The organism is Photobacterium makurazakiensis, from assembly GCF_050336715.1.
GTDB classification, from domain to species: domain Bacteria; phylum Pseudomonadota; class Gammaproteobacteria; order Enterobacterales; family Vibrionaceae; genus Photobacterium; species Photobacterium makurazakiensis.
This window is the reverse complement of sequence record NZ_JAKJSJ010000027.1, coordinates 65,361-88,537: the sequence shown is the minus strand read 5'-3', so window position 1 is coordinate 88,537 and position 23,177 is coordinate 65,361. Positions and strand designations below refer to the sequence as shown.

General features: G+C 43.2%; 17 protein-coding genes. 8 read left to right on the top strand and 9 right to left on the bottom strand.

Features of this window, described 5'->3' with window-relative positions; all coding sequences use genetic code 11:
* Window positions 1-34: 34 nt before the first annotated feature.
* The gene (locus tag L4D09_RS13525; RefSeq protein ID WP_428458035.1) at window positions 35-1,579 is read right to left on the bottom strand and encodes a cytochrome-c peroxidase; all 1,545 of its coding nucleotides are present in this window, start codon (window positions 1,577-1,579) and stop codon (window positions 35-37) included.
* A gap of 343 nt (window positions 1,580-1,922) precedes the next feature.
* Here L4D09_RS13525 and L4D09_RS13520 point away from each other — a divergent pair, with 343 nt between their 5' ends.
* Genes L4D09_RS13520 through L4D09_RS13500 form a run of 5 tightly spaced genes read left to right on the top strand, consistent with a single transcriptional unit; the run spans window position 1,923 to window position 9,219 of the window.
* The gene (locus tag L4D09_RS13520) at window positions 1,923-2,447 is read left to right on the top strand and encodes a hypothetical protein (protein WP_428458034.1); all 525 of its coding nucleotides are present in this window, start codon (window positions 1,923-1,925) and stop codon (window positions 2,445-2,447) included.
* Between the two features lies 1 nt (window position 2,448).
* Window positions 2,449-4,680 carry a UDP-forming cellulose synthase catalytic subunit gene (gene bcsA / locus L4D09_RS13515; RefSeq protein ID WP_428458033.1) on the top strand — a complete coding sequence of 744 codons (2,232 nt, stop codon included), beginning with the start codon at window positions 2,449-2,451 and terminating at the stop codon, window positions 4,678-4,680.
* Window positions 4,680-6,740 (top strand): cellulose biosynthesis cyclic di-GMP-binding regulatory protein BcsB, encoded by a 2,061-nt coding sequence (locus L4D09_RS13510; RefSeq protein ID WP_428458032.1) that lies wholly within the window; start codon window positions 4,680-4,682, stop codon window positions 6,738-6,740. The genes bcsA and L4D09_RS13510 overlap by 1 nt, the downstream gene beginning before the upstream one ends.
* The gene (locus L4D09_RS13505; protein ID WP_428458031.1) at window positions 6,737-7,762 is read left to right on the top strand and encodes a family 8 glycosyl hydrolase; all 1,026 of its coding nucleotides are present in this window, start codon (window positions 6,737-6,739) and stop codon (window positions 7,760-7,762) included. Before L4D09_RS13510 ends, L4D09_RS13505 begins: the two co-directional genes overlap by 4 nt.
* Window positions 7,759-9,219, top strand: coding sequence for a tetratricopeptide repeat protein (locus tag L4D09_RS13500; RefSeq protein WP_428458030.1), 1,461 nt, complete (start codon window positions 7,759-7,761; stop codon window positions 9,217-9,219). Before L4D09_RS13505 ends, L4D09_RS13500 begins: the two co-directional genes overlap by 4 nt.
* Window positions 9,220-9,295: 76 nt before the next feature.
* Here L4D09_RS13500 and L4D09_RS13495 read toward each other — a convergent pair whose 3' ends face one another.
* The 3 genes from L4D09_RS13495 to L4D09_RS13485 form a co-directional block, all read right to left on the bottom strand.
* Window positions 9,296-10,204 (bottom strand): aldo/keto reductase, encoded by a 909-nt coding sequence (locus L4D09_RS13495; RefSeq protein WP_428458029.1) that lies wholly within the window; start codon window positions 10,202-10,204, stop codon window positions 9,296-9,298.
* A 120-nt stretch (window positions 10,205-10,324) separates the two neighbouring features.
* A complete protein-coding gene (locus L4D09_RS13490) occupies window positions 10,325-12,730 on the bottom strand; it encodes a tetratricopeptide repeat protein (protein ID WP_428458028.1) in 2,406 nt (801 codons plus the stop codon).
* Window positions 12,714-13,328 carry a HAMP domain-containing protein gene (locus tag L4D09_RS13485; RefSeq protein WP_428458027.1) on the bottom strand — a complete coding sequence of 205 codons (615 nt, stop codon included), beginning with the start codon at window positions 13,326-13,328 and terminating at the stop codon, window positions 12,714-12,716. Before L4D09_RS13485 ends, L4D09_RS13490 begins: the two co-directional genes overlap by 17 nt.
* Window positions 13,329-13,515: 187 nt before the next feature.
* Here L4D09_RS13485 and L4D09_RS13480 point away from each other — a divergent pair, with 187 nt between their 5' ends.
* On the top strand, window positions 13,516-13,923 hold the full coding sequence (locus L4D09_RS13480) for an XRE family transcriptional regulator (protein WP_428458026.1): 408 nt from the start codon (window positions 13,516-13,518) through the stop codon (window positions 13,921-13,923).
* Window positions 13,924-14,018: 95 nt separating this feature from the next.
* Window positions 14,019-15,278 (top strand): hydroxymethylglutaryl-CoA reductase, encoded by a 1,260-nt coding sequence (locus tag L4D09_RS13475; RefSeq protein ID WP_428458025.1) that lies wholly within the window; start codon window positions 14,019-14,021, stop codon window positions 15,276-15,278.
* A 491-nt stretch (window positions 15,279-15,769) separates the two neighbouring features.
* On the opposite strand, the gene L4D09_RS13470 is transcribed toward L4D09_RS13475, so the two are convergent.
* Complete coding sequence (locus L4D09_RS13470) at window positions 15,770-16,786, bottom strand: IS110 family RNA-guided transposase (RefSeq protein ID WP_428458024.1); 1,017 nt, start codon at window positions 16,784-16,786, stop codon at window positions 15,770-15,772.
* Window positions 16,787-17,182: 396 nt separating this feature from the next.
* Here L4D09_RS13470 and L4D09_RS13465 point away from each other — a divergent pair, with 396 nt between their 5' ends.
* On the top strand, window positions 17,183-17,608 hold the full coding sequence (locus L4D09_RS13465) for a septal ring lytic transglycosylase RlpA family protein (RefSeq protein ID WP_428458038.1): 426 nt from the start codon (window positions 17,183-17,185) through the stop codon (window positions 17,606-17,608).
* Between the two features lie 222 nt (window positions 17,609-17,830).
* Here the strand turns inward: L4D09_RS13465 and L4D09_RS13460 are convergent, their stop codons facing one another.
* From L4D09_RS13460 to L4D09_RS13445, 4 genes are read right to left on the bottom strand one after another with little or no spacing between them, the layout of a single operon-like run.
* Window positions 17,831-19,321: a TolC family protein gene (locus tag L4D09_RS13460; RefSeq protein WP_428458023.1), complete on the bottom strand. Its 1,491-nt coding sequence runs from the start codon at window positions 19,319-19,321 to the stop codon at window positions 17,831-17,833.
* A gap of 1 nt (window position 19,322) precedes the next feature.
* Window positions 19,323-20,669: an HlyD family type I secretion periplasmic adaptor subunit gene (locus L4D09_RS13455; RefSeq protein WP_428458022.1), complete on the bottom strand. Its 1,347-nt coding sequence runs from the start codon at window positions 20,667-20,669 to the stop codon at window positions 19,323-19,325.
* The gene (locus L4D09_RS13450; protein WP_428458021.1) at window positions 20,666-22,822 is read right to left on the bottom strand and encodes a peptidase domain-containing ABC transporter; all 2,157 of its coding nucleotides are present in this window, start codon (window positions 22,820-22,822) and stop codon (window positions 20,666-20,668) included. Before L4D09_RS13450 ends, L4D09_RS13455 begins: the two co-directional genes overlap by 4 nt.
* A 13-nt stretch (window positions 22,823-22,835) precedes the next feature.
* On the bottom strand, window positions 22,836-23,144 hold the full coding sequence (locus L4D09_RS13445) for a hypothetical protein (protein ID WP_428458020.1): 309 nt from the start codon (window positions 23,142-23,144) through the stop codon (window positions 22,836-22,838).
* Window positions 23,145-23,177: the final 33 nt, after the last annotated feature.

The window sequence follows — 23,177 nt, the reverse complement described above, 5'->3', positions numbered from 1 at the left end:
CAACGATGGCGACTTATATCATTTCCATCCAATGCTATAGCGCGGTACCGTTCGTATCAATAGCAATCAAGACTTCGCCATCTGGATTATCTGTCGTTTCATCAGCAATCCAGTCGACCATACATACTCGGTCTTCAACACATGGATCAGTTAAAGATTCAAGAAAAGCCACGATTGCGAGCACTTCGTTGTCGTTCAACTGGATGTTTGGTAACTCCGACGTATCATTACGCTGCTCTTGGCCAAGCTTATTCAGTGCAAGTATCGTATTTTTATGGGCATTAGGATAAAGACTTGTACAACTACTCACATTTTCGAATTGCGGTAAATCACACCATGCTTGCTCAGTAAAGTAGTCATCAATACTTCTTCTCGGATTAATATAATGCCTTACCACATCGGCCAAAGATAAGTACGCACCGGTATGCCCGTATGGAGCTGTCGCCGAGATATTTAATAAGCTCGGCGTTCTAAAACGATAACGGTCATCGGTATCATCGCTTACATGTTCACGCCCAAAATCATCATCGCTATTATCGCCATCCCCTTTCCCTGGACCTATTTGTGGAAAACCTACTGTATGGTGCCGCTCATCAGAAAATTTGCTGCCACTATGGCACCCTGAACACCCCGCACCATCATCTTGTGTGGAGGTGAAAAATAAAAGCGCCCCTCGTTTCTGTTGCTCGGTTAATGCGGTTTCATCACCATCAATATAGTTCTGCCATGGGGAATCAATAAACAACATTGAGCGTTCATATTCTGCTAGTGCGCGAGCAATGTTGCTATAAGTAATGAGTGTGCTGGCATCATCACTGGAATCAAATGCAGTCTGAAAGTCAGCTAGCCACTGATTTAAACTCAACTCCCCAGTGCCGACACCATAATCACCTAGCCGTGCCGCTAAGTGATCGCGTATTGCGTTATGCTCACTACCATCTTCAAACACCTCCCCTTTCATTTCTTCAACTGATGTCACAGGGAATCGGCTTTGTGCTTCTGCAAGGTTTGCCCCTGCGCTACTGTCTACCACGCCAAAACCACTGTCCGGTGTGCTTATTTGGTTTCCTTCACCATTATTACCAAGGCTTTCACCAATAATTTCGACCCGGGAATCCCAAAACATCCCTTTATCCCATAGGCCAGTATTAAATACGGTTGGGCTATGACGACCAATAACTGGCACGCCAGTGGCGTTTTCACGCCCTAGCCCCAAAAGGGTTGGGTCATCGGCTTCAATTCCAATTGGTAGACTTAAATTATCAGCCCCGCCCAACATAGGGTGATGGCAACTTGCACAGGCAGAATCAAACTGCCCCCCTAAACTTTTGCTGAAAAATAACTTTTTGCCTAATTGAGGCAATGGGTCACTAATCACAGGTAGGCTTCGGCTTTCTAACAGGCTTATATCAAGTTGGTTATCGGTAATCAGAGTTCTTAGCTGACTATCTATATCGTTCTGGGTGATATCGGTACCTTCTGTATCAGAATCACTGCCACAACCATATAGAATGACCGTTGCACACGTAATAATGGCGCAGCGTTTTATATCTATGAATATACATTTCGAAAACTGCATTTTTATCTCCACAACTCACCCTAATAAGAAAGCTACGTTGGAAGCTTGCAACTTCTGTGCACAAAATAAGAAATAAATGTGGAAATACCCCTAGTAAGCCAACTCTAACCGCCGAGAAATACCGATAAATACTCCTCAAAAGTTCCACTAATACCTTCCGACATTCAAAAATAACACCGATTCTTAAAATGCAATTTGTTGCATTGTCATTTTCAAAATACAAACGAAAATACAACATATTTTATTGACATCAATGTAAGTATTTTTATTTTCAACCAGTTATAAGCAGCGGCATAAGTGGTCATCTCCTTGCATATAAGAAAGTAGACATCAAGGAGAGCAAATGAATACATTACATTATGTCGGTATTGCTATTGGTACATTTGGGTTGTTTGGCTGTCAACTCAACCAGACGCAATATACAAACCATAGTTTTAACGACCCAGTTAATATTCACGATTACCAATTACCCATCTATCCCGACGGCGTAAAGGTAATTGAAAATTACCGTCAAAGCCGAAATCAGGAAACCTGGTATTGGTCTGAATTAGAAAACAAGACCTTGCAGAAGGGCGAAAACGTGATTGTCCAAATAGTGGGTAATACACCATTAAAGCAACCACCAGCTCTGTTTTCTTTTACGGTGCCAGTAGAGAAAGGTCAGCATCAATATAATGCAGTAGGTCCTTACCAACGTTGGGTAACAAGAATGCCCAACGGTGATAGTTGCCTATACGCGCAACAGCATACACGTAAGGATAAACATTGGTTATCCGTTTTTGTTCACTACTGCACCCCAGATAATAAACCCAACACTACAAATTGGTTAAATGAATTAAAACCCAGTTTTTATCTAGAGGACTTTTAAAATGAGAAACACTCATGCTGTCACATGGATGAAGTGGTTATTAGCCTGCGTTCTCATCTTTACCATTATCAGCCTAGCGACTATCAAAGTGTCGATAGAAACGCATATATGGCTTACTTCTTCAGCTTTTATCGTCATTGCAATAAGCATGCTGTTGAAAGATAAGAAAACACTTCAGCTTGCCATGCTCTTCACCGGAGCCATGATTTCGATACGTTATATTTGGTGGCGATACACGGAAACTCTACCTTGGGAGAGTAACCTTGATATTCCATTCGCTATAGCACTACTTGTGACCGAAATTTATGGTATTACCATTTATTTACTGGGTATGTTCGTTAACGTTCAACAACATGAGCGAGAAGTAACGCCCATTGATGAGACTAAGCCCTTACCAACCATTGATGTTTTTATTCCGACTTATAATGAACCAGTAAAAGTTGTGAGCCCTACACTCACTGCGGCGATGCAACTGAAATACCCAGGGCAAGTTAATGTATGGTTACTTGATGATGGTGGCACCGCGGATAAACTTAATAACCCAGATCTCCACCTTGCTGAATCAGCAAGACAAAGAACAAATGAGCTTAAGCGACTATGCCAAGAGTTAGGTGCCAACTACCTTTCGAGAACCGATAATAGCCAGGCAAAAGCGGGCAACATTAATAACGCGATGAAGCATAGTCAGGGCGAACTAATCCTTATCTTGGATGCTGACCACGTCCCTACTCACGATTTTCTAGTCAATACCATTGGCATGTTTCAGCAGCAGCCTAACCTTGGCTTTGTTCAGACGCCACATTTCTTTGCAACACCGAATCCGATTGAACGTAACCTTGGCATTCAAGATAAAGTGCCTGGTGAAAACGAAATGTTCTATAACCGAATTTTAAAAGGTATGGATTTTTGGAATGCGAGCTTCTTTTGCGGTTCAGCTGCGGTGATCCGTCGTTGTGCATTAGATGATGTTGGTGGCATATCAACAAAGACCATTACTGAAGATGCTGATACGGCTTTAAACATGCACGCTAAAGGCTGGGACAGTGCTTACCTTAATATAGCGATGATTGCTGGCTTATCCCCTGATACATTTGGTAATTACGTCACACAGCGCTCTCGCTGGGCACAAGGGATGATTCAGATTTTCATGCTAAATAATCCGCTACTGAAGCGCGGTTTAAGCATGCCACAAAGACTTTGCTATTTAAATTCAACGTTGTTCTGGTTCTTCCCTATTTTCAGAACCATATATTTAATCGCACCACTGTGTTATTTACTGTTTGACTTACAAATCTTTGTCGGCAATGGCCTCGACTTTCTAACGTTTGCTGTACCACACCTATTAATCAGCTTGGCCATTAACCAGCATCTATTTGGTAAGACACGAAATGCACTGTTTTCAGAGTTTTATGAAACAATTTTGTCACTCTATCTACTGCTTCCTACACTATCAGCCATTGTTAATCCTAAAAAGCCTAGTTTTACGGTAACCCCGAAAGGTGAAACAACCAGTCACACTCATTTTTCACCCCTGGCACCATTATTATTTGGGCTCCTGTTTATTATTTCGGCCGCTGAAGCATGGGGAATTTACCGTATATTCAACTACCCAATAGAGCAAGGTCAGCTGTCTGTTGTATTAGTCTTCAACACCCTTAACCTCATACTTTGTTTAGCATGCCTTGGTGCTACCGCAGAAAGAAGACAGCGACGTTCAGAACCTCGAACTCAATGCCAATCACCTGCTTACCTCACCACGAATACGATGAGCACAAATGCAGTCATTAATGATGCCTCGCTGAACGGCGCCCGTATTACCATACAGTCTTTAGAGTCGCAGCTAAAACCTAATGACGTGGTAGAGCTGACTTGTTATCTCAAGCTCCCACCTAAGACTGGTGAAAGTAAAGTACGCCTCAAGCCTTATCGCTTTTCGATGAAGGTGCACCACAGTCAGTTACTCGCATCAGGGCAAATGCTTAGCTGTGAATTACTCGATGCTGATACTCAATCAATGAAAGTTTTAACCTCATTAGCGTTTTCTAACAGCCACACATGGACCAAAAGACGCCTGTTTGAAGAACAACAGGAAAAAGGAGTTCTACAGGCATTCATTAGCTTCTTTAAGCTCTCACTTAAGAGCTGTGCATTAATTAGCTCAACCGCCAAACAGCAGCCTAAGCCTTCGGAAGGTAAAGGGAAACCCCATCACTCAACACAGGATGTACGCTAATGAAACGGTTTATTACAGTGCTAATGTTGCTGCTCTTTACTGGGGTCAGCCAAGCCGAAACAACAAAAGTACCACTCAGTTTCATTCTGCCTGATAGTCAAGATACGACACTACGTGGTCAGTGGGATAAAACCAGTTTTCCGCTAGCAATACTCGAAAATCAACTGGCCAATAACGTAAAAGTGACGCTAAAGCTTGCGCACTCTGGCAATATTGATACTGCCAACCTGTGGCTTCACCTTGGTGAAAAGCCTTTGGCCAATATTCAGTTGCAAGCTAAAAATGAGTCACAGGAAATCGTAGCGACACTCACCTCCGACTTGTTACAACGCTATGGCAACATCTTAACGCTATCTATTCGTCATCAATTACCGCCATCGCTAAGTTTAACTCAGCAACGAATCGAAGCTTCTGAGGCCGTTACAAAAATACTCACAGAACAGTCATATTATGAAATTGATTACCAATATACGGGAGTACAACCTACCCTCAGTAACTTTTCAGCACTCATGCGCAGTGGTCAACTACATAAAGAAAAAATCAACCTAAACAACTTACTCGATGCTAACAGCGATACCGCACTGTCGGTGGCAGGCATGCTAGTTCAAGGCTGGACATTGCGTAGCGGCACTGACGCCTATCAATTTGAATACCACCAAAAAAAGAGCGCTGACACCCAAACATTCAATGGCAAAATTAATCTGTTATATGGATTACCAGAGGCATTAGCACAATCTAACGTACTGCCAAATAATTTCATTTCAGGGATTAATGGCCCGTATTTAGGGTTCCACTTTGCCCCAAAAACGCAACAGTGGTTCTTTATTGTATCTGGGCGCAACAACAAAGAGCTAGTACAAGCAGCTCAGTACTTTACCAATCCGACATACCGCTTGCCAAACCATACTTATGCTCTTGTTGATGCCACCGAACAATCAGAGCAAATTGTATTAGCGAGCAATCAACAATATAACGTGAACACGCTGACATCCCAGCAACAGTTCGGTGACTCCCCTTTAGCTATCCCACTTATGATGCCAGCAAATATGTTGGTGAATAAAGGTGACACTGCGGATATCAACCTCATGTTGAATCACCCAAAAGTCTTACCGGGTGAAGCGGCAATGGTATTACGGATTAATGATGAATACGCGAATAGTATGCCTTTACGCTCTAGCTACTGGCGTGACTCACAACACTATCGCTTATCATTTCCGATGGACAAACTCCGTTCTGGACTCAATACCATTAGTATTGAGCTCTATGGGCCAGAACAAATGAGTGAATTTAATCAAGGAGAAAACTACCTACCTTTCATCGCTAAGATCTCAGAGAGTTCGACGTTGAAACTCGGTACATGGGTTAATTATTATTCAGTCAACAAACAACAATTGCATGCCGAACAGCTCTTATTTGCAACAGCAGATCACGGGATAAATACGCAGCTAAGCCTCAACTTTGAGCATTCCAGTGAGCTTACTGCAGTCTGGCAACTACTTAGTCATGTCGTGCTGCAAGCTCGCCAACCAATGGAGCAATTGTTGATCACGACAGCAACAACAGCAAAACGCCCTGTACAGCTCATGTTTAACGTCGGGAATACCACACTCCCAACCACTACAACGGCACAGAATACCGATAGAGTAACGGATACGCTGCGACAACATCTATTGACTTCTATGGTCAATTCATCGCAGTCGTCAATCTCTGAAAAAGCATCACCAACACCGTTAAACCAGTATGGTCGTTTGACAACACCGTGGCAGAACCATGACAGCCACACCTTAGCTCGGCTATCCACCAGCAACAATGGCTGGCGTAAGATTGAATTCAATGCTCGTGATGACGAAAGCCTAAACAAAGACATGCTTATTTACCTTTCTGATGATTCGGTTCAAGCCCCTGGAAAAATTGCTTTAGCTTTGCCGAGCCATGAAAGTGATATACAGCTAGCCCGTGCAGGCTTCATCACTCACCCTTATTCCTTACCCGCAATCTTGTTTGCCTTAATATTCCCACTGGTCCTTTTGGTTCAACGTGGTTTGGAGGCAAGACGATGAAATGGCTTCCAATCATAGCCATGACTCTACCGCTATTAAGCCACTCATCTGTGCAGGCGAAAGTGCATGGCTGCAATATAAAGGACGACCAGAAACTATGGTCGTTCTACAAAAAGCAATTTGTGTTACCTGAAGGACGGGTCGTTGACAACGGGAACAACAGTATTAGCCACAGTGAAAGTCAGGGGTATGGCATGCTAATGGCGGCTTACTTTAATGACCATGCTTCATTCAAAACACTATGGCACTGGACGAAACAAACATTACAACGTCGCGAAGATGGGTTATTTTCATGGAAGTGGCAGCCTCAGCAGCCACATATTCCAGACACCAATAACGCCAGTGACGGTGATATTTTTATTGCTTGGGCATTATTAAAAGCACAAAAATTATGGCCGGAGCAGCAGTATGGCAAAGAGGCTGAAAAAATCATTGCCACGCTCTCTGATAGCCACATCGTGCAGCTTGGTAATGAATACGCCCTTCTACCCGCTCAATACGGGTTCAAAAAATCAGGTTCGACAGTCGTGAACCCTTCTTACTGGGTTTACCCTGCCTTTAATGAATTTGCACAATACAATGAGCGTTGGTCGCAGCTATCACAAAGTGGCATTAACATTCTCGATAAAAGTCAATTTGGTCAACACAAGTTACCTTCCGACTGGTTAGAGTTCAAAAATAACAGCTGGCAACCCGCACAACAGTTTCCAGCTCAATTCAGCTATGCAAGCTATCGGATCCCTTTATATTTAGTTTGGGGCGGGTATGACAGTGCCACTAGCGATCACTATCAACGTTGGATAAGCCAAAATAACCGCGCTTGGGTCAACATTAATAATAATCACATGGCTGATTACGCAGCACCTACCGGTGCAAATGCTGTGGCTACGTTAGTACAAATAAGCCAAGAAAAGTACAAGCATCGCAGCGCTTTACCTCACCCAAAACAAAACGATGACTATTACTCTGCCAGTCTAATTATCTTTTCACATATCGCTTTTCATGAGAGGTATTGTCAATGAAACCATTATATCTAGCCCTGCTTGTTTCAAGCCCGTTACTTGCAAATAACGTGGCGAATAACCAAGCCCATATTCAATTACTTGATAGTCAAATATCGGTTGAAGTGAATGCACCGAATAAAGCGTATTATGATGAAACCCCTATCTGGAAAGTACTTGAAAACAAAGGGTGGGAAGCCGCTCAAGCTGCATCTAAAAATAAACAAATATCAAACAAGCTTGATGATGAAATTCAATATCAATCAACGCTGACTGCGCTTGAAGATGCAGTACAAAAAAAACAATATGCTTCGGCGAATGCTTTACTGACAGCCAATCAAGAATGGATGACCTGTCAACGAATTCAATGGATGTGGCTTGATTTACAACATGAGACCAGTACCGGTTATGGCCCGAAATCCAAAGAGAAGTTGTCGACTATTTTGAAAAATTGCCCACAATTTAGCTTAAGCACAACGCAAAAAGCCCTTGGTTGGACACGGCCATCAGCGGGTGCCGACATTCTTGCTCGATATAAGAACAGTGCAGGTTCTGATACCGCTGAATATAATAAACTTGCCTACCAGGTACAGTTAGCGCAATTAGGTAACCAACGCGTCAGCAGCTCTATAGCACGCGCTGCCAGTGAACAAATTCGTCAAGTCAAAGACCCTAAGGGCGCAGAACTACTTGGCTGGCAATATTTAAAGACCAAGAACTATTCACAAGCATTATCGTGGTTTGATCAATCCATAGGCTGGACATCGACACCAACGAAAAAGCAAATCGAAGGCAAGCTTTTGAGCCTCCAAGGGCTCAATAAAACGGAAGAGTATGATCGCTTTAAATCATTATGGTCTTCTCGTTACCCATCACTTAAAAAACTCAATACAGGTTCAGGATCACCGCAACTGGCCAGAGCCTGTGAAAGCGACCCACAGCAATGCTTAAAACTCTTACAAACAGAACAGAACCTTTCCCCGCAGCAACATGCACTCGCAGGCTGGCAGTGGTATAACATTGATCGCCCGCTAACAGCTAAACGTTCATTTGAACAAGCGCTTGATGGCATGTCAAAAACAGATGAGCAATATGAATCAACGCAATATGGTTACACATTGGCATTAAACAAAGCAGGTTTTGAGCAGCATGCACATTTTCTAGCAAATAAATTATCTGACCCTGCACAAAAGAGCCTTTACGCCAAACAGCGAGAATCAAAATCTATTTTGAATGCTTATGAAAAACAAAATTATCAATATGTCATTGATAAAAGCGAACAATTTGAAGGCCAGTTTGGCAAAGACATTGGTTTAATGGAATTAAAAGGGTGGGCATATTACAACCAAAAGCAAAACACCAAAGCAGTGAATACTTTCCAACAGCTGGTCGATGCATACCCGCATGATGAAAAATACCAAGAGGCATTGAAAACAGCGCAATGTGCACAAAAGAAAAGCTACAAGCTCTGTTTATAAATAATTACCGGTTAACAAAAAACAAAAGAGCCTCAAATTGAGGCTCTTTTTATTTATCAGCAGTATCACGGCTCGACTATGGCACACCGTGTCCTTTTGAAGCGACCCAAACGCGATACCACTGCTCGCGAGTTAAGGTGATATCAAGCGCTTCAATCGCAGCTTGAACACGTTCAATTTTACCTGAACCAATAATTGCCAACGGATTGGACGGTAAACGTCGTACCCAAGCGTAGATAACTTGATCGATACTTTTAGCACCAACTTCATCACGTATCGCTTCTAACTCATTGCGTACGAGTACTTGCTGCTCTGACTGCCCAGAAAAAATATCCCCACCCGCTAAGCACGACCATGCCATTGGCTTAATACGTTTCATCTGAAGTTGATCGAGCGTGCCATCATGGGCAACATCAAAGTTCAGTGGGTTAATCTCAACTTGATTGGTCACCAAAGGTGCATCAAGGCGGGACTGAAGTAACTCAAATTGTGACGGCGTAAAATTAGAGACACCGAAGTGATTAACCTTGCCTTGCAGTTTCAGTTCAGTAAACGCTTCAGCGACCTCATCGGCATTCATCAACACATCAGGGCGATGAATCAACAACACATCAATATTTTCAACCTGTAAACGCGACAACGAATTATTCACTGACTCAGTGATATGCAGTTTACTGGTATCGTAATGATTGATTTTACGTGCTGGTACTAAATCTGTGCACAAATTAATATCACACTTGGTGACGATTTCAATCTGGTCACGCACGCTTGGATCTAGCGCAAGTGCTTCACCGAAAAGTTGCTCACAACTATAGCCACCATAGATATCAGCATGATCAACCGTCGAGATACCTAATTCAATGTGCTGTTTAAGAAAGGTTAATCGTTCCTGCGGGCTCATCTGCCAATCGGCAAGTCGCCAATATCCCTGAACTAACTCAGAAAACTGCTGCCCTTGAGGGGTGAGTTCAACTTTTGCCACCATCTGGACTTAACTCCGTTTATTCAAAAATCGGTATCCATCCTAGGCTTGTTCTTCCCAGTGCGCAATGCTCTAAACCGAAACCCTCGAACTGGAGTTCGAACTATAGCATTTTACTCACAATTACTCTGGCAGTAGGCTGTGTAATGCACTCACCTTAAATGAGATCGGCTGAAGGCTACTATTTTGCAAGACAAGGTCTATAGAACCATTTGGTAAATTACGCCATGTGGGTGTGTCATTTTCGAACTTCACCCAATTCTGACCAAAATCTGCAAGTGGGATATTAATCGCGATGGCGTTCCCTTTTGCATAGGCATAACCTGAAACAGAAAGTGTCTGGGAAAATCCATGGCTATCGATCAAACCAACATATAATGCAGATAATTGTTCGGGTCTTAAGCCCGTCAATACAAGCTCCACAGAACCACTGTTCCTCAATCCGAGTTGAGCTGCATCAATGCTTTGTAACAGTGACCGTTGCCATGTATGCCACGTATCTAAGGTTACTTCTTCGTTTACAACAAAGCGGTTATTTTCTATACCTTGCCAAAAAGCGTCCGTTTTTTTAACCACCTTGCCATTTAGCTTGAGAGTAACTGATAGAGGCCCAGAATCAGCCCAAGATGGAAGCATCTGCCCGTGCCAGTGAAGCAGTATTGCATCACCAACGCCACGCTGCACCCATTCATTTTCTCCCTGAGCGACTGTTAGTTCCCAGGGTGCCCAATGAGTAAACTCTGCTTTTACCTGTAACGGCTTCAGTCGAGGCTCAGCCATATTCGTCACTATAAACTGCTCTAAATTCGGGGCTTGTATTTCTTCAGTGCGGTGCTTATCAATTAGCTGTTTATACGTATCAAAGGCAGCTTTAGGACGGTAATCAGCATCGAGTAAACCAAAACTCTGCTCTGCATCGGCGAACCAGCCTTGTTGTTGAGGTTCATCGGTGAAGGAAAACCAATTGAGCGCAAACAAGCCAAGCTTACGTAGCATTGGGAGATAGAAATGAAGCTTGTGGAGTTCATTGGCCTGCTGTGCCTCCCAGTTTGGCTGAGAGGCAATTGATAAGTACGCCAACATCCAAGGTTTATTAAAGCGTTTTTGCAAACGCTCACCAAGGCGTAGTGCCCGTACCCATGCAGACCAATCAGGTGCTGAATGCGCGCGTTCAGTATAGCTAGCGAGCATCAACATACTGGCCACAAAATCACTCGCTTCTATGCTTTTTTGTGCACTGATATAGCTCGGTGTACTACCGGGTTGGTCCCAGTCCCCAAGGCCTAAACCAATTTTTACTTGAGGTACGTGTTTGCGAAGCAGTGCAATCACTTCTAACATCAGTGGATCCCAGCCATCCCAGCTCTCGATGCCTTGCTTATTAAATTCCGGCTCAAGGATCAAATAAGCCTGTGGTAAGTCACGGAGCAGAGGGATCAGCTTGTGTTCTATTTCATCAAGGTAACGCTTTCGATTCGCCTGTACGTAATCAGGGCTGATCTTATCGCCAAAAAACCAATAGTTGATCATAGGAATATAGCCGTTAGCATGCGCACCACGAAGTAAATCAGTACGTAGCCAGTGCCAATCACTATCTTGAGTGATCCATAGCGTAACGCTTCGAACACCCAATGCATGTGTCGATAAAGTATTCCAAATTGGTGCGAAGTTTTGCCCGCTACCAACAGGGTTATCAAGCAGTAGCCGCGCACCAACCCCCCATAAAAAAGGTTCAGTCGGCTGGCTTGTTTCTTCTTGCAGCAGACTAAACATAAATGCCATCGCATCAATGCGTTGTTGCCAGCTACGAGCAAGAAGACTATTGCGGTTTGACCAATTTGAATCCAGCTTTGCTTGTAATTGGGCAAACATATTCTTCGCCATTGTGTTCTGCTGATCTCTTAGTGCAGAAAACACCGCCCCAAACATTGCCTGTATGTACCAGTCGGCCTCCATTGAGACGGTATCATCAGCAATCTTAATATATAAGTTCAATGCCTTTTGGGGCGCTTGACCAAGCTCGAGCAAACTATGCGCCATCAGTAATTGCCCACGAATCGCCAGTGGTTGGGTTGGATTAATTGCATACAAACGAGCGCTAGCTTGCTGCATCTGCCCCAAAGCATTCTGATCTCGCAGCTGGATAAGGTAGAAATAATCGATAAGTAGCGGATCATTTCTATAGGTACGCAATAGAGCAAAAGCAGCACGAGCTTCGAGTCGATGCACACTAAAGGGATCCTCACTTAAGTACTGTCGATAGTACGCCATTGACTGCACCCAGTTATGCTCAAATTCAGCAATACGTGCAGCTAAAAATAACGCCTCACCCTTATACGGCTCTACGGTCGAGTTTAATTGGGCCTTAGCCTCATTTAGCTGCCCTTGTTGTATTAGCTGTATTCCTTCCCCTATTTGGTCATGCGTTGCCTTAGCGTACGTGGTACCTACGGAACCAAGCATAAACAATGATACAAGGAGAGGAATAAGAAATGCGCTTTGGCAGCGAATGCTAAACCACCGACTCATTCTCATCCTGCACAGAATAATCTAATTCTAGGGTTTCAAAATATTCAAGATTATTGCGAATCGTATCAAGGTGAATGGCACGATCAGGTGGCAAGTCACAGGTGTCGAGCATTGCGAGGTTCTCTTTCATGCTCATTACCATCACTTGAATACGCGCTGAGCTATCGTTGATGTCTTCTGCGATGTCCTCTAGCTCATCCCCTTTACGCGTTTGTATTATTGTCGACAGCTTACCCATGGAAATATCGACCAACGCATTGCGAATACGCTCGACTGGGCCATACAAACGGTAACTAAGCCAACAACCAGCCCATGTCGCCACAGCCAACTGCAACAACAGTAATAGCAGCAGCCAACTGCTCATTGCCTCATACATAGAAGGTAAAGATTGTGCGACAGCACTAAATTCATCAGGCAGCAGTTGAAAAGATAACTGCTGGGCTAATACATCTAATGTCTGTGCATAGAAGAAATAGAATTGGGCAGCATTTAGAATCGTGCTGAGTAAAGCGATCAGTAAGACTCTCCATATCAACCGCTTCGACAAGCCTATTTTTAGACTTCTCATCACAGCAGACAAGCGCAATATTTGCGACATAGCGGCTCTCCATAATAAACCTGTTGAATATAGTATATTACGAATGCAGTGAGTGGTGAGAAAACGTTACGCGGTATAAGCTATATTGCCCCAACTATTCAATGCCCCCCCTAAACGCCCTTACCTAAACTTGTTCTTCACTGTACGCAATGCTATAACTCGACACCCTCGAACTGGAGTACGAACTATGGCATTTTCTCACCGTCTCAGAGCCTTAATTGGCGAAGAAAGTATTAGTGGCTTTGCCCGCCGAGTCGATATCAATGAAGCGCTGATCCGGAAGTACCTTAAAGGCAGTGAGCCCAGTTTGACCAAAGCGAATCAAATTGCCATGCGGGCAAATTGTTCACTCGAATGGCTCGCTACAGGTTGTGGTTATCTCTATCGACAAGCAGAAGTAGTAGATAAAACAGCACTTTTTACTGCTTATGAGCATGTCACTGATAAAAAAATGAACAATACTGAATCAGACGAACTGTTAAAAATTATTACGGGGTACCAATACCTACGCACTCATAAAAAAATGGATGGTTATTTAGATATCAGTGGGATGGCATCATTTTTATCGCTCGCTAAACATGATGAACCTGAATGATTTCTGTATTAATGAGTAACTTACCATCTGGCAGGAGTAGTTTTTTGGTATTTGGGCTGTAGAATCCACGGAATCGAAAGTTAAGAAGTATTGCTATGCCAAAGCTAAACCTGCATCGCCGTGACTATATGACGTCACTGGTTACCGACCTATCTGCTGATGAACTACAACAGCGCCTTGGCCCTAATCATGCCAAGCCAGAGAAAAAACAGCCTCGCACCCCTTACCTTACCCCCAAGGCGGTCGAAAAACGCTGGCAACTCCTCGATAACGCAGATGCTAAAGCACAACTTCTCGATGAGCATACTCATCATCAAATGGACAGTTACCACAAAAATATCGAGAATTTCATCGGTACAGTAAAACTGCCTATTGGTATTGCAGGCCCGCTACGAGTCAATGGCCTGTTTGCAAATGATGATTATCACGTACCACTAGCGACAACTGAAGCAGCCTTGGTTGCCTCTTATAATCGCGGTTCACAGTTAATCACCAAAGCAGGTGGCGCCAGTGTCATGCTGCTTAACGAAGGCGTCACCCGCACACCTTGCTTTGCCTTTTATAACTTGGCCGAGGCCGGTCAGTTTGTGGCTTGGGTTGTCACTCAATATGACGAATTTCGTGCGATTGCAGAATCAACAACTCGCCACGGAAAACTCACCGATATTAGCGTAAATATCGAGGGTAACCATGTTTACCTTGTGTTTGAATACCTAACAGGTGATGCCTCTGGGCAGAACATGGTAACGATTTCAACCAACGCGGTATTCGAATATATTCTGCACCACACGCCAATTAAACCCGATCAAGCTTTCTTAGATGGTAACCTTTCAGGTGATAAAAAAGCGACAGCCCAAACATTGCGCGGAGTTCGTGGCAAAAAAGTAACGGCAGAGGTGAATATCGACAAAGCCTTAGTCGAAAAAATGCTTCACACTACCCCAGAGAAAATGGCTGAGTTCACTCGAATGACAACCGTTGGCGGCACGCTCAGTGGTAGCATTGGGATTAACGCACATTATGCGAATGCGTTGGCTGCCTTCTATATCGCTTGCGGTCAAGATGCCGCCTGTGTGGCCGAATCAGCGGTTGGTATTACCCGTATCGAAGTCAACAAAGAAGGTGGTTTATACGCTTCTGTTACTCTACCAAACCTAATGGTTGGTAGCGTAGGTGGTGGCACCTCATTACCAAGCCAAAAGGCCTGCCTAGATTTGATGGGCTTACATGGTACTGGCAAATCGCAAGCCTTAGCCGAAGTTTGCGCAGCCCTTTGCCTTGCTGGTGAGCTATCTATCGTCGGTGCTTTTTGCGCTGGCCACTTTTCTCGAGCCCACCACAAACTGGCTCGTTAACCTGATCAATAATGCCGCCTTTACTAGCAAAAGCATTTAAGTAAAGGCGGTATCAATAAAGCCAATAATGGATAATCTAAGATAAACCACCTTGGCTCTGATTAAGCAATACTTGTCGGAGAGCAATACAGTTTGAACGCATAGTTCTGTTAGGGGATATCTGTCGCGAGTGTTGTTAAGCTAAATATTGATCGCTCATAAGGCGACTGTTCTCCCAAATACCAAGGAGGATGACAAGTTTGATCACTTCTAAATACCTTTGGACAAAATGTATGGTACGCCCCGTTTTGCAAGTGATATACCCGATAACGGAGTTGGTTTGCGCTAATGTATTCAGAGTCATTTCGAGACCGTCATTAGTCCCAGCTCTACGATGAGATCCGCGCCAGATTGTCCTCAAAAACGTGAAAGCATGCTATTGCTGTTCTGTCCATCAGGTCTTCAATCTGGTGGTCTAACCGTTTTGTCATCATTGTTTATCATTGCAAACTCTATATTCTTACTTCATAAGGCTTTTGTTCCGCCATTACTGACCAAGCTATACGTGCTAACTTATTCGCTAATGCAACTACAGCGACATTAAATGGCTTTCTTCGCTTAAGTTCTATTAGCCAAGTACCGAAGTATTTTTCCGCTGATTCATCACGCCACATTACTGCCCTTGCGGCATGAACAAACATTTCCCTGAGTTCTTTGTTCCCTCGTTTTGATATGCCAAGCAACCTTGATTTACCTCCCGTTGAGTATTGGTATGGAACAAGACCAATCCAAGCGGCAAAGTTGCGTCCATTTTTAAAATCTTGTGGGTTAGCTACTGCTGATAAACAACAGCAGGCTGTTATTGGACCAACACCTGGTATGGTCTGAAGAAGCGTTGCTGTTTCTTGTTGTCGCATGAGCCGATGCAGCTTTTCTTCTTGTTCTTTGATTCTTAAATTGAGCAACTCATAATGGTCAAAATGCTGCTTAACCTCGAGAAGAAGCAAAGGTGGTAATAGCTCATCATGATCCATAATACGCTGAAACACATTTTTCATCTGATGGTGACCTTTTGGCAAACTGATGCCAAATTCAAGTAGCATGGAACTGATACGGTTCATGCATGCTGTACGATCTTTGATATAAGCAGCTCTGACTCGCCGAATGACAGTTAACACTTGTGCCATCTCTGACTTAGCTGTAACAAACCTCATATGTGGTCTTGATGCAGCCTCTCCAATAGCATCTGCATCAATAAAGTCATTCTTATGAGATTTCACATACGGCTTAACATACTGAGGAGGAATGAGTTTTGGGATGTGTCCGAAGCTGGAACACTTTCTTGCCAGCCAATGGCATCCCCCACAGGACTCCATTGCAATAACTACTGGCTCATGACATGAAAGAAACTGAATTAGCTTGGCACGATTAAACTTATGACGAAAAACCTCCCTTCCCACTTTATCTCTACCAACGAGATGGAAAAAGTTTTTACCTATATCAATACCGATGATTACAGTGCGTTGCATGATGGTCTCTCCCTGTGGTTCACCTATCCCTATTGTAGGGAAAGGATGGGGCGTACCATCTAATTAACGAGTGTCGGTGTTTCAAATATTAGTAATGCATCAATTATCACAGGTATGGCAAAGTCACTTAACTTAGTGTCCAGTCATGATGCTGTGGAGCAGTTTTGGCTTCAGATGTTCTTTGTCATACTGTTTATCCGCATAGGCTGTTTAAGACATTAATAATCTGGCACAGATCTCAAACGTTGCTAACTTTACTATTTTCACTTCCAAAATCTTTCTTAACCATGACTAAACGAAACATAGTTCATGGCAAAATCGGTAATCAAATCGGATGATCATTTTTGCCTCAAAACAGACAAACATGACATGAAGAAAATAGAGTATCCAAATAGCATGAAAAAATTAAACCTCATTTTTACGGCTCTCACCCTTACTTTGCTTGCTGGTTGTTCGTCAACTGCGGCAATCGATGATGAAAAAACAAGGGGTTATTCCAAGTCACATGAGCTTGTTGGTCAAGCTTCGTGGTACGGAAAAAAATACCACGGAAGGCTCACTGCAAGTGGTGAGCGGTATAATATGAGAGCCTATACAGCGGCTCATAAAACCTTACCTTTTGGGACTATCGTGAGGGTTACAAATACAGCCAATAATAAAACGGTAGATGTCAAAATCAATGATCGAGGTCCTTTTGCGAAAGGTCGAGTCATTGACCTTTCTTATAAGTCATTTGAACAAATAGGTAACATCAATAAAGGCTTAGCATCGGTCAAAATTAAAATTATTGATGATAGTAATACCTTTAGGTATAAGCACTAATCCCCATTCGATTGACGCTAAACTCTCCACTGAACAAAACTGCTCGATAGGCAATGACGAAAGCATGCTAAGGGAAGTGTTGTTGAGCGTTAGTCAGGGCGTATTCTGCTCAATATATAGTGATAGTGGACAAAGTGTTAGCTTGTCCACTTTGTTGTTGGCTTTATGCATTGCATCAACTTGCTTTAGGTAATGTAGGTCAACGAAAATGACTAGGGCGTGCTAGCTCAGCTCTGCGCTCAACGCCGTATATTGCACCTTGTGATGAAGTAAGCTTTCAATTGTGCTTGGCAACGATTTTAACCATACATCCACGCTCTGCTGTAATTCCTCACCTGAAGCTAACGTGGCATGAGATGGAAATAAATCCACCCCAGCCTGCTCTAATAATTTGAGGATCGAGCTCTGGTAGTTACTGTATGCTTGGCCTCTTCGAACACTAGCAATAACAGCGTTTACTTCAGATTTGAACGAATCAAGTTCATCCATTAAATCGTAAGCGACACGTTGCTGTTTCAAGGTAACAATCTCATGCTGCAACTGCTCCCTTTTTCGCTCTAGACCTAACCGAGATTTATCCGATAAAAAAGAAATATTCGCTTCGCGAACTTGGCCTAAAACAGTGACTGCAAAAGCCAATGAACTAAGTTTTTCCAACTGCTCTTTTTTCTTAAGCTCATTAATCTGTGCAGGCAGAGCAATGAGCTCAATCACTTTCATTGCGACGTTAAGGTCGACCTGCAGCCATTCGTTATTACGTAAATTCGGATCGGAGTCATAATTATTGGTGTACCCAATCGAGAAATTTGGGAGTGCATTCAACCATGTTTTTCGTATTTCTAACCCTGCATTCCTGATCTTATAGTCTGACTCACGCAAGTCTGAACGATTATACAAAGCAAACTGCTCAAGTGCTTCGAGAGTTATATTGTCAAGTGACAAACTTAATGTGTTCCGCCCCTTATGAGAGAGTTGAAGTTCAAGGCCCGGCGCACTAATCCGCGTTAATAACATTTGCTTCGTTTTTAAATATTCAGACTCTAGCTCTTGTAGCTGGATTTGAAGGCTCAGCATCTGCTCTTGATAACTCAGCAAGTTTATTGGGTCGATAAGCTCACGAGAGTCTAATGCCCTAGCTTTAGCTAGGCTTATAATTAATGATTGCTCGATGGTTCGCGCTTTTATGATTTCATGTTCAATCATCGCTAATGCCAAATAATCGGAAATCACTTCACGAACAATCCTTGAGATCACTTTCTTCTGTTGTAGCTGTTTAATTAATAAGTCATTACCCGACTGTTTCGCTTGTAAATAAGCTTGACCCAAATCTAACGACGACCATGAAATAGAACTCGTAACGGTATTGCGGTCGCGTGCTGGAGGTAAGACATCACTTGCCCCACCATCGTTATTTCGGACACTTCGATTAAAAGCCGAGTTTGATTTAGGTAAATAGCTATAAAGGGTATTGTCTAATGTCGTTTGGTTAACGAGAACACGGTATCTAGCCTGCTCTAATTCCAAATTATTTTTAAGAGCCAGTACTATCACGTCAGACAGTGTAAGCGGCTTAGTAATATTAAGCCTCGTCGTTAAGATCCACTGTTTTTGTTTTTCAACGATCTCTGTCACTTCTTGCTCAGAAGCCACTTCTGGTTTAATCGTACAGCCGACCAGTGATACTATGCTAACAATCAACATAAGCTTTCTCATATTATGGCTCCCTAAAGCTTTCATCAAGCGCCTTCGCGATTGGAAAAAGGAGGTATGAGATTAGTGTTCGTTTATCTGTTTGAATATTTGCCTCTAACGTTAAACCCGGCTGGAGACGAAAGTCGACAGGTAAATAACGCAACTCACTCATATTCGTAATGTCTATCCAACCACGAAAGGCGATGGCTTTCTCACCGTTCACATCATCATTAAATGCATCTTCGCTGACCTGACGCAGTTCACCATTAATTGTTCCAAATTTAGTAAAAGGTAATGAGTCCAATTTAATGGTTACCATATCGCCGAGGGATATTTGATTTATATCAGCAGGGTTTAAATCAACCACAACCTCCATTGGACTATTAATTGGAACCAACTCATAAAGAAATTCATTCGGAGTAACATGTGTACCAATCGCTTTGTCCGCAACTCGGAAAATAATGGCATCAAACGGTGCTTTTATTTCAACTAACTTTTCTTTTTCTTCGTATACCACTAATTTCTGCTGCAAAGAGATATATTCTCGCGTCGATTTTACTAACTCATCTGATATTTCCGCCTCTCGTTGGCTTAAATAGCGCCTGACTTCGTTCCTTATACTCTCCTTTTCAACTATTAATGCCGTCATACTGCTATCAAGAGCCGCACGCTTTCTGGAAAGCTCAAGCAATTGTGCCAATGCATTCAGGTACTCTTCTTTTCTTGGGCCATTTCTGCTGAAAGCCTCTTTTTCTTTATCGTATCGTGCTTTTTTATCCGCCACTAAATTCGTGTATAGCCCATGTTGCTCACCCAGTATTGCTTTCTCTTTTTCAAGGTTTGCCTTCCTTAACTGAATGCTTTGTAGCTGCTGTTTTCTCGTCTCTACCGTCGCCTTATGCGCTAATTGCCTTGATAAATACAAGGACGCCTCTAAGTTATACTGAGTACTTTCAAAATCTTTCCTTTCAAAATTGACATCGCTGATCTCTGACTTCAATCGCTTTATCCGAGCCTCAACACTTTGCAATTGATACCTCGTCGCACTGACATCAGATTTAGACACTCGACCATCCAGTACCGCGATCAATTCACCTTTTAAAACTTGCGAACCAACTCTGCCTGTATATTCAATCAATTTACCTTCAGTGTGACTTTGTAAGACGGTATTCCTCATAATGGGTTTTACATGTCCACGGGCGGCTACATATGTATCGACTTCTGAGACGCTGGCCCACACCACTAAACTGGCAACCGATATCAACATGGTCCATAGCCCGAAATACAGTGACATCTTCGGCTGTTGATGCCTTAGTTGCTCCCACTTAGGGGCAATAGCTAATACTTCTTGATCGACATTCTGCTTCATCCTATTAATTCCTTTACAGGGCTAACAGTACCTTGAAATTGTCTACGCCATAGCTGTTTGTAAAGCTGGCAGCGCTCTAATAAAACGGAATGAGGAGCCAAATCAACAAGCCTTCCCTTCTCAAGCACAAGAATGCGATCCATTTGTGGCATAGAAGACAAGCGATGAGAGATATTAATCAGTGTTCGCCCCTGAGAAAGCGAGTTCAGCCTATCTAAAATATACTGCTCACTCTCGGCATCAAGAGCACTTGTCGCTTCATCCATCACCAGTATTTTAGGATCATCAAGTAGCGCTCTAGAAAAGTTAAGTCGTTGCTTTTGTCCGCCAGACAAATTACTCGCATTCTCTTCCAACATGGTGTCATAGCCTTGCGGAAGCGCATCGATAAATTCATTGGCACCACTCATTTGGGCCACTTCGATGATCTGCTCTAGTGATTTATCCGGGCGAGATTTGGCAAGGTTTTCTTTTACTGTACCTCTAAACAAAAAGCTTTCTTGAAGCACGACACCGATATGAGCGCGTAGGTAATTCGGGTCATATTCTCTGAGATCATGACTATCAACGCGTATGTAGCCCTGACTAGGTTGATAGAAGCCAAGTATTAACCTTGTTAACGTACTTTTGCCTGAACCACTCGGTCCAACGATGCCAATTTTTTCCCCTTGCCGGATCTCAAAGCTTAGATCCTGCAACACAGGGGGCTGATTAGGGTGATAACTAAAGCTCAGCTTCTCGGTAGAGATCAGCCCTTTCATTGGCGGAGTGATCCCACCGCTACGCAGCCGCTCTGGCGTGCTATTCAAAACACGACTTAACATATCAACGCTAATTGCCGTCTGCTGGTATTTGCTAGCTAGGCCAACTAACTGAACAAGCGGCCCCGCAATGCGTCCCGCCATAATATTAAACGCAATCAACGTACCAATTGTAAGTTCACCAGCCAACACCATTTGCGCACCAAACCAAATAATGGTGAGTGTCATGGCTTTTTGAAGAAAACCGCTGATCTCATTGATATAGCCACTCCAACGCCCAACAGTATGCTGGCGCGTTACGACCTTCGCGGTAACATCTAACCACTCTTGTTGTTGGCGCTTTTCAATCGCCAGACTCTTTATCGTTTCAATGCCACGTACGGTCTCAACAATCAGTGATTGCCGGTCTGCCTCTGCGATATAAAGGGCTTCAAGCTGCTTCCGGTACGGCTTAAGAATACACATTAGGCTCGTCATAATAACAACCGCAAAACCAATCACGAGCCATGTTAATTGGGGGCTGAAAAACCACATCACGGGGAGGATCACAACAACTGATGTGAGTTCAATCAGCGTAAACAGCAAATTCCCGGTAATAAACTCGCGAATACTGCTCGCTTCTTGCACCTGCTTAGCTAATTTTCCTGCGGCCACTTTTTGGAAGAAAACCAACGGTAAGGCGAACAACCGCCGACAGGTTAAATGGGCAATTTCAATATCAAGCCGTGCCACGGTATGTAGAATAAGGATATTTCGAACAAGTGAGAGAATAGCGCTGACAATTAAGGCAGTCATTGCCCCCAAAAATAATACATGTAAGGTTGAATAGCCTTGATAGCCAATCACTTTATCAAAGACAACCATAGAAAAAAGTGGCACAACAAAAGCGATGATGTGCAAAAACATTGAGATACTGGCGACTTGAAAAATAAGAGATGGTTGTTTGAGCACCTCACTAAACAGCCATGTAAAACCAAAAGGCTGCTCTAAGACCAGCTCTTCCCCCATAGGGCGAACCAGTACAACAGCGCCTTTCCAATTCGCCCGAAATTTATCTTCACTGATTGCAATTAACTCAAGGCTGCTTGCACGAGGATCTTGTATCAGAACCTCTAACGAGCCATCCTGCGCGGATTTCACCCCTGCGGCAATCACAAAGTCGTTATTTTCCAGCTGAATAACGACAGGAAACCCACTACCTAAGCGCTTAAACTGAGTCCAGCTAAGCGCTAGCTGCTTTGCTTGTAAACCACTATTGTTTATTAAATGACATAATTCCAAGCGAGTCATAGTGTCGTCCTTGACACCATGATCACGTTTTAAATTATGTACTGAATGATAAACATGGTAATACCTTGCGATAAGAACATATGCTTCCAATGCGGTGTTCATATCAAGCTCCTACTTAGCTAAAACTAGGTGATAGGGTGGTTTGATTTTCCTCATCAGCCGCTGATGCTGGGCCTTCTGCTAATTCTCCATCACTACGCTGAGTAATAAGCCCGCGTTTTTTTAGCTCTTCCAAGAGTTGGGTATGTGTCTGCCAACTTCTCAAAAAAGCATCTGGCGACATGACGAGACGTAAGTTATGCTCCCTCGGTGGCTCTTTCCCACTGGTATCTGGGTCGACACCGAAGGTGTAAAAATCCATCCTTACGTTCCCAGCAATGATTGCTACATTTTCAATACCATCGATAAAATGTTGGTCTGCCATGCGATATATCCTTTATACATGAATAAAAAAGCC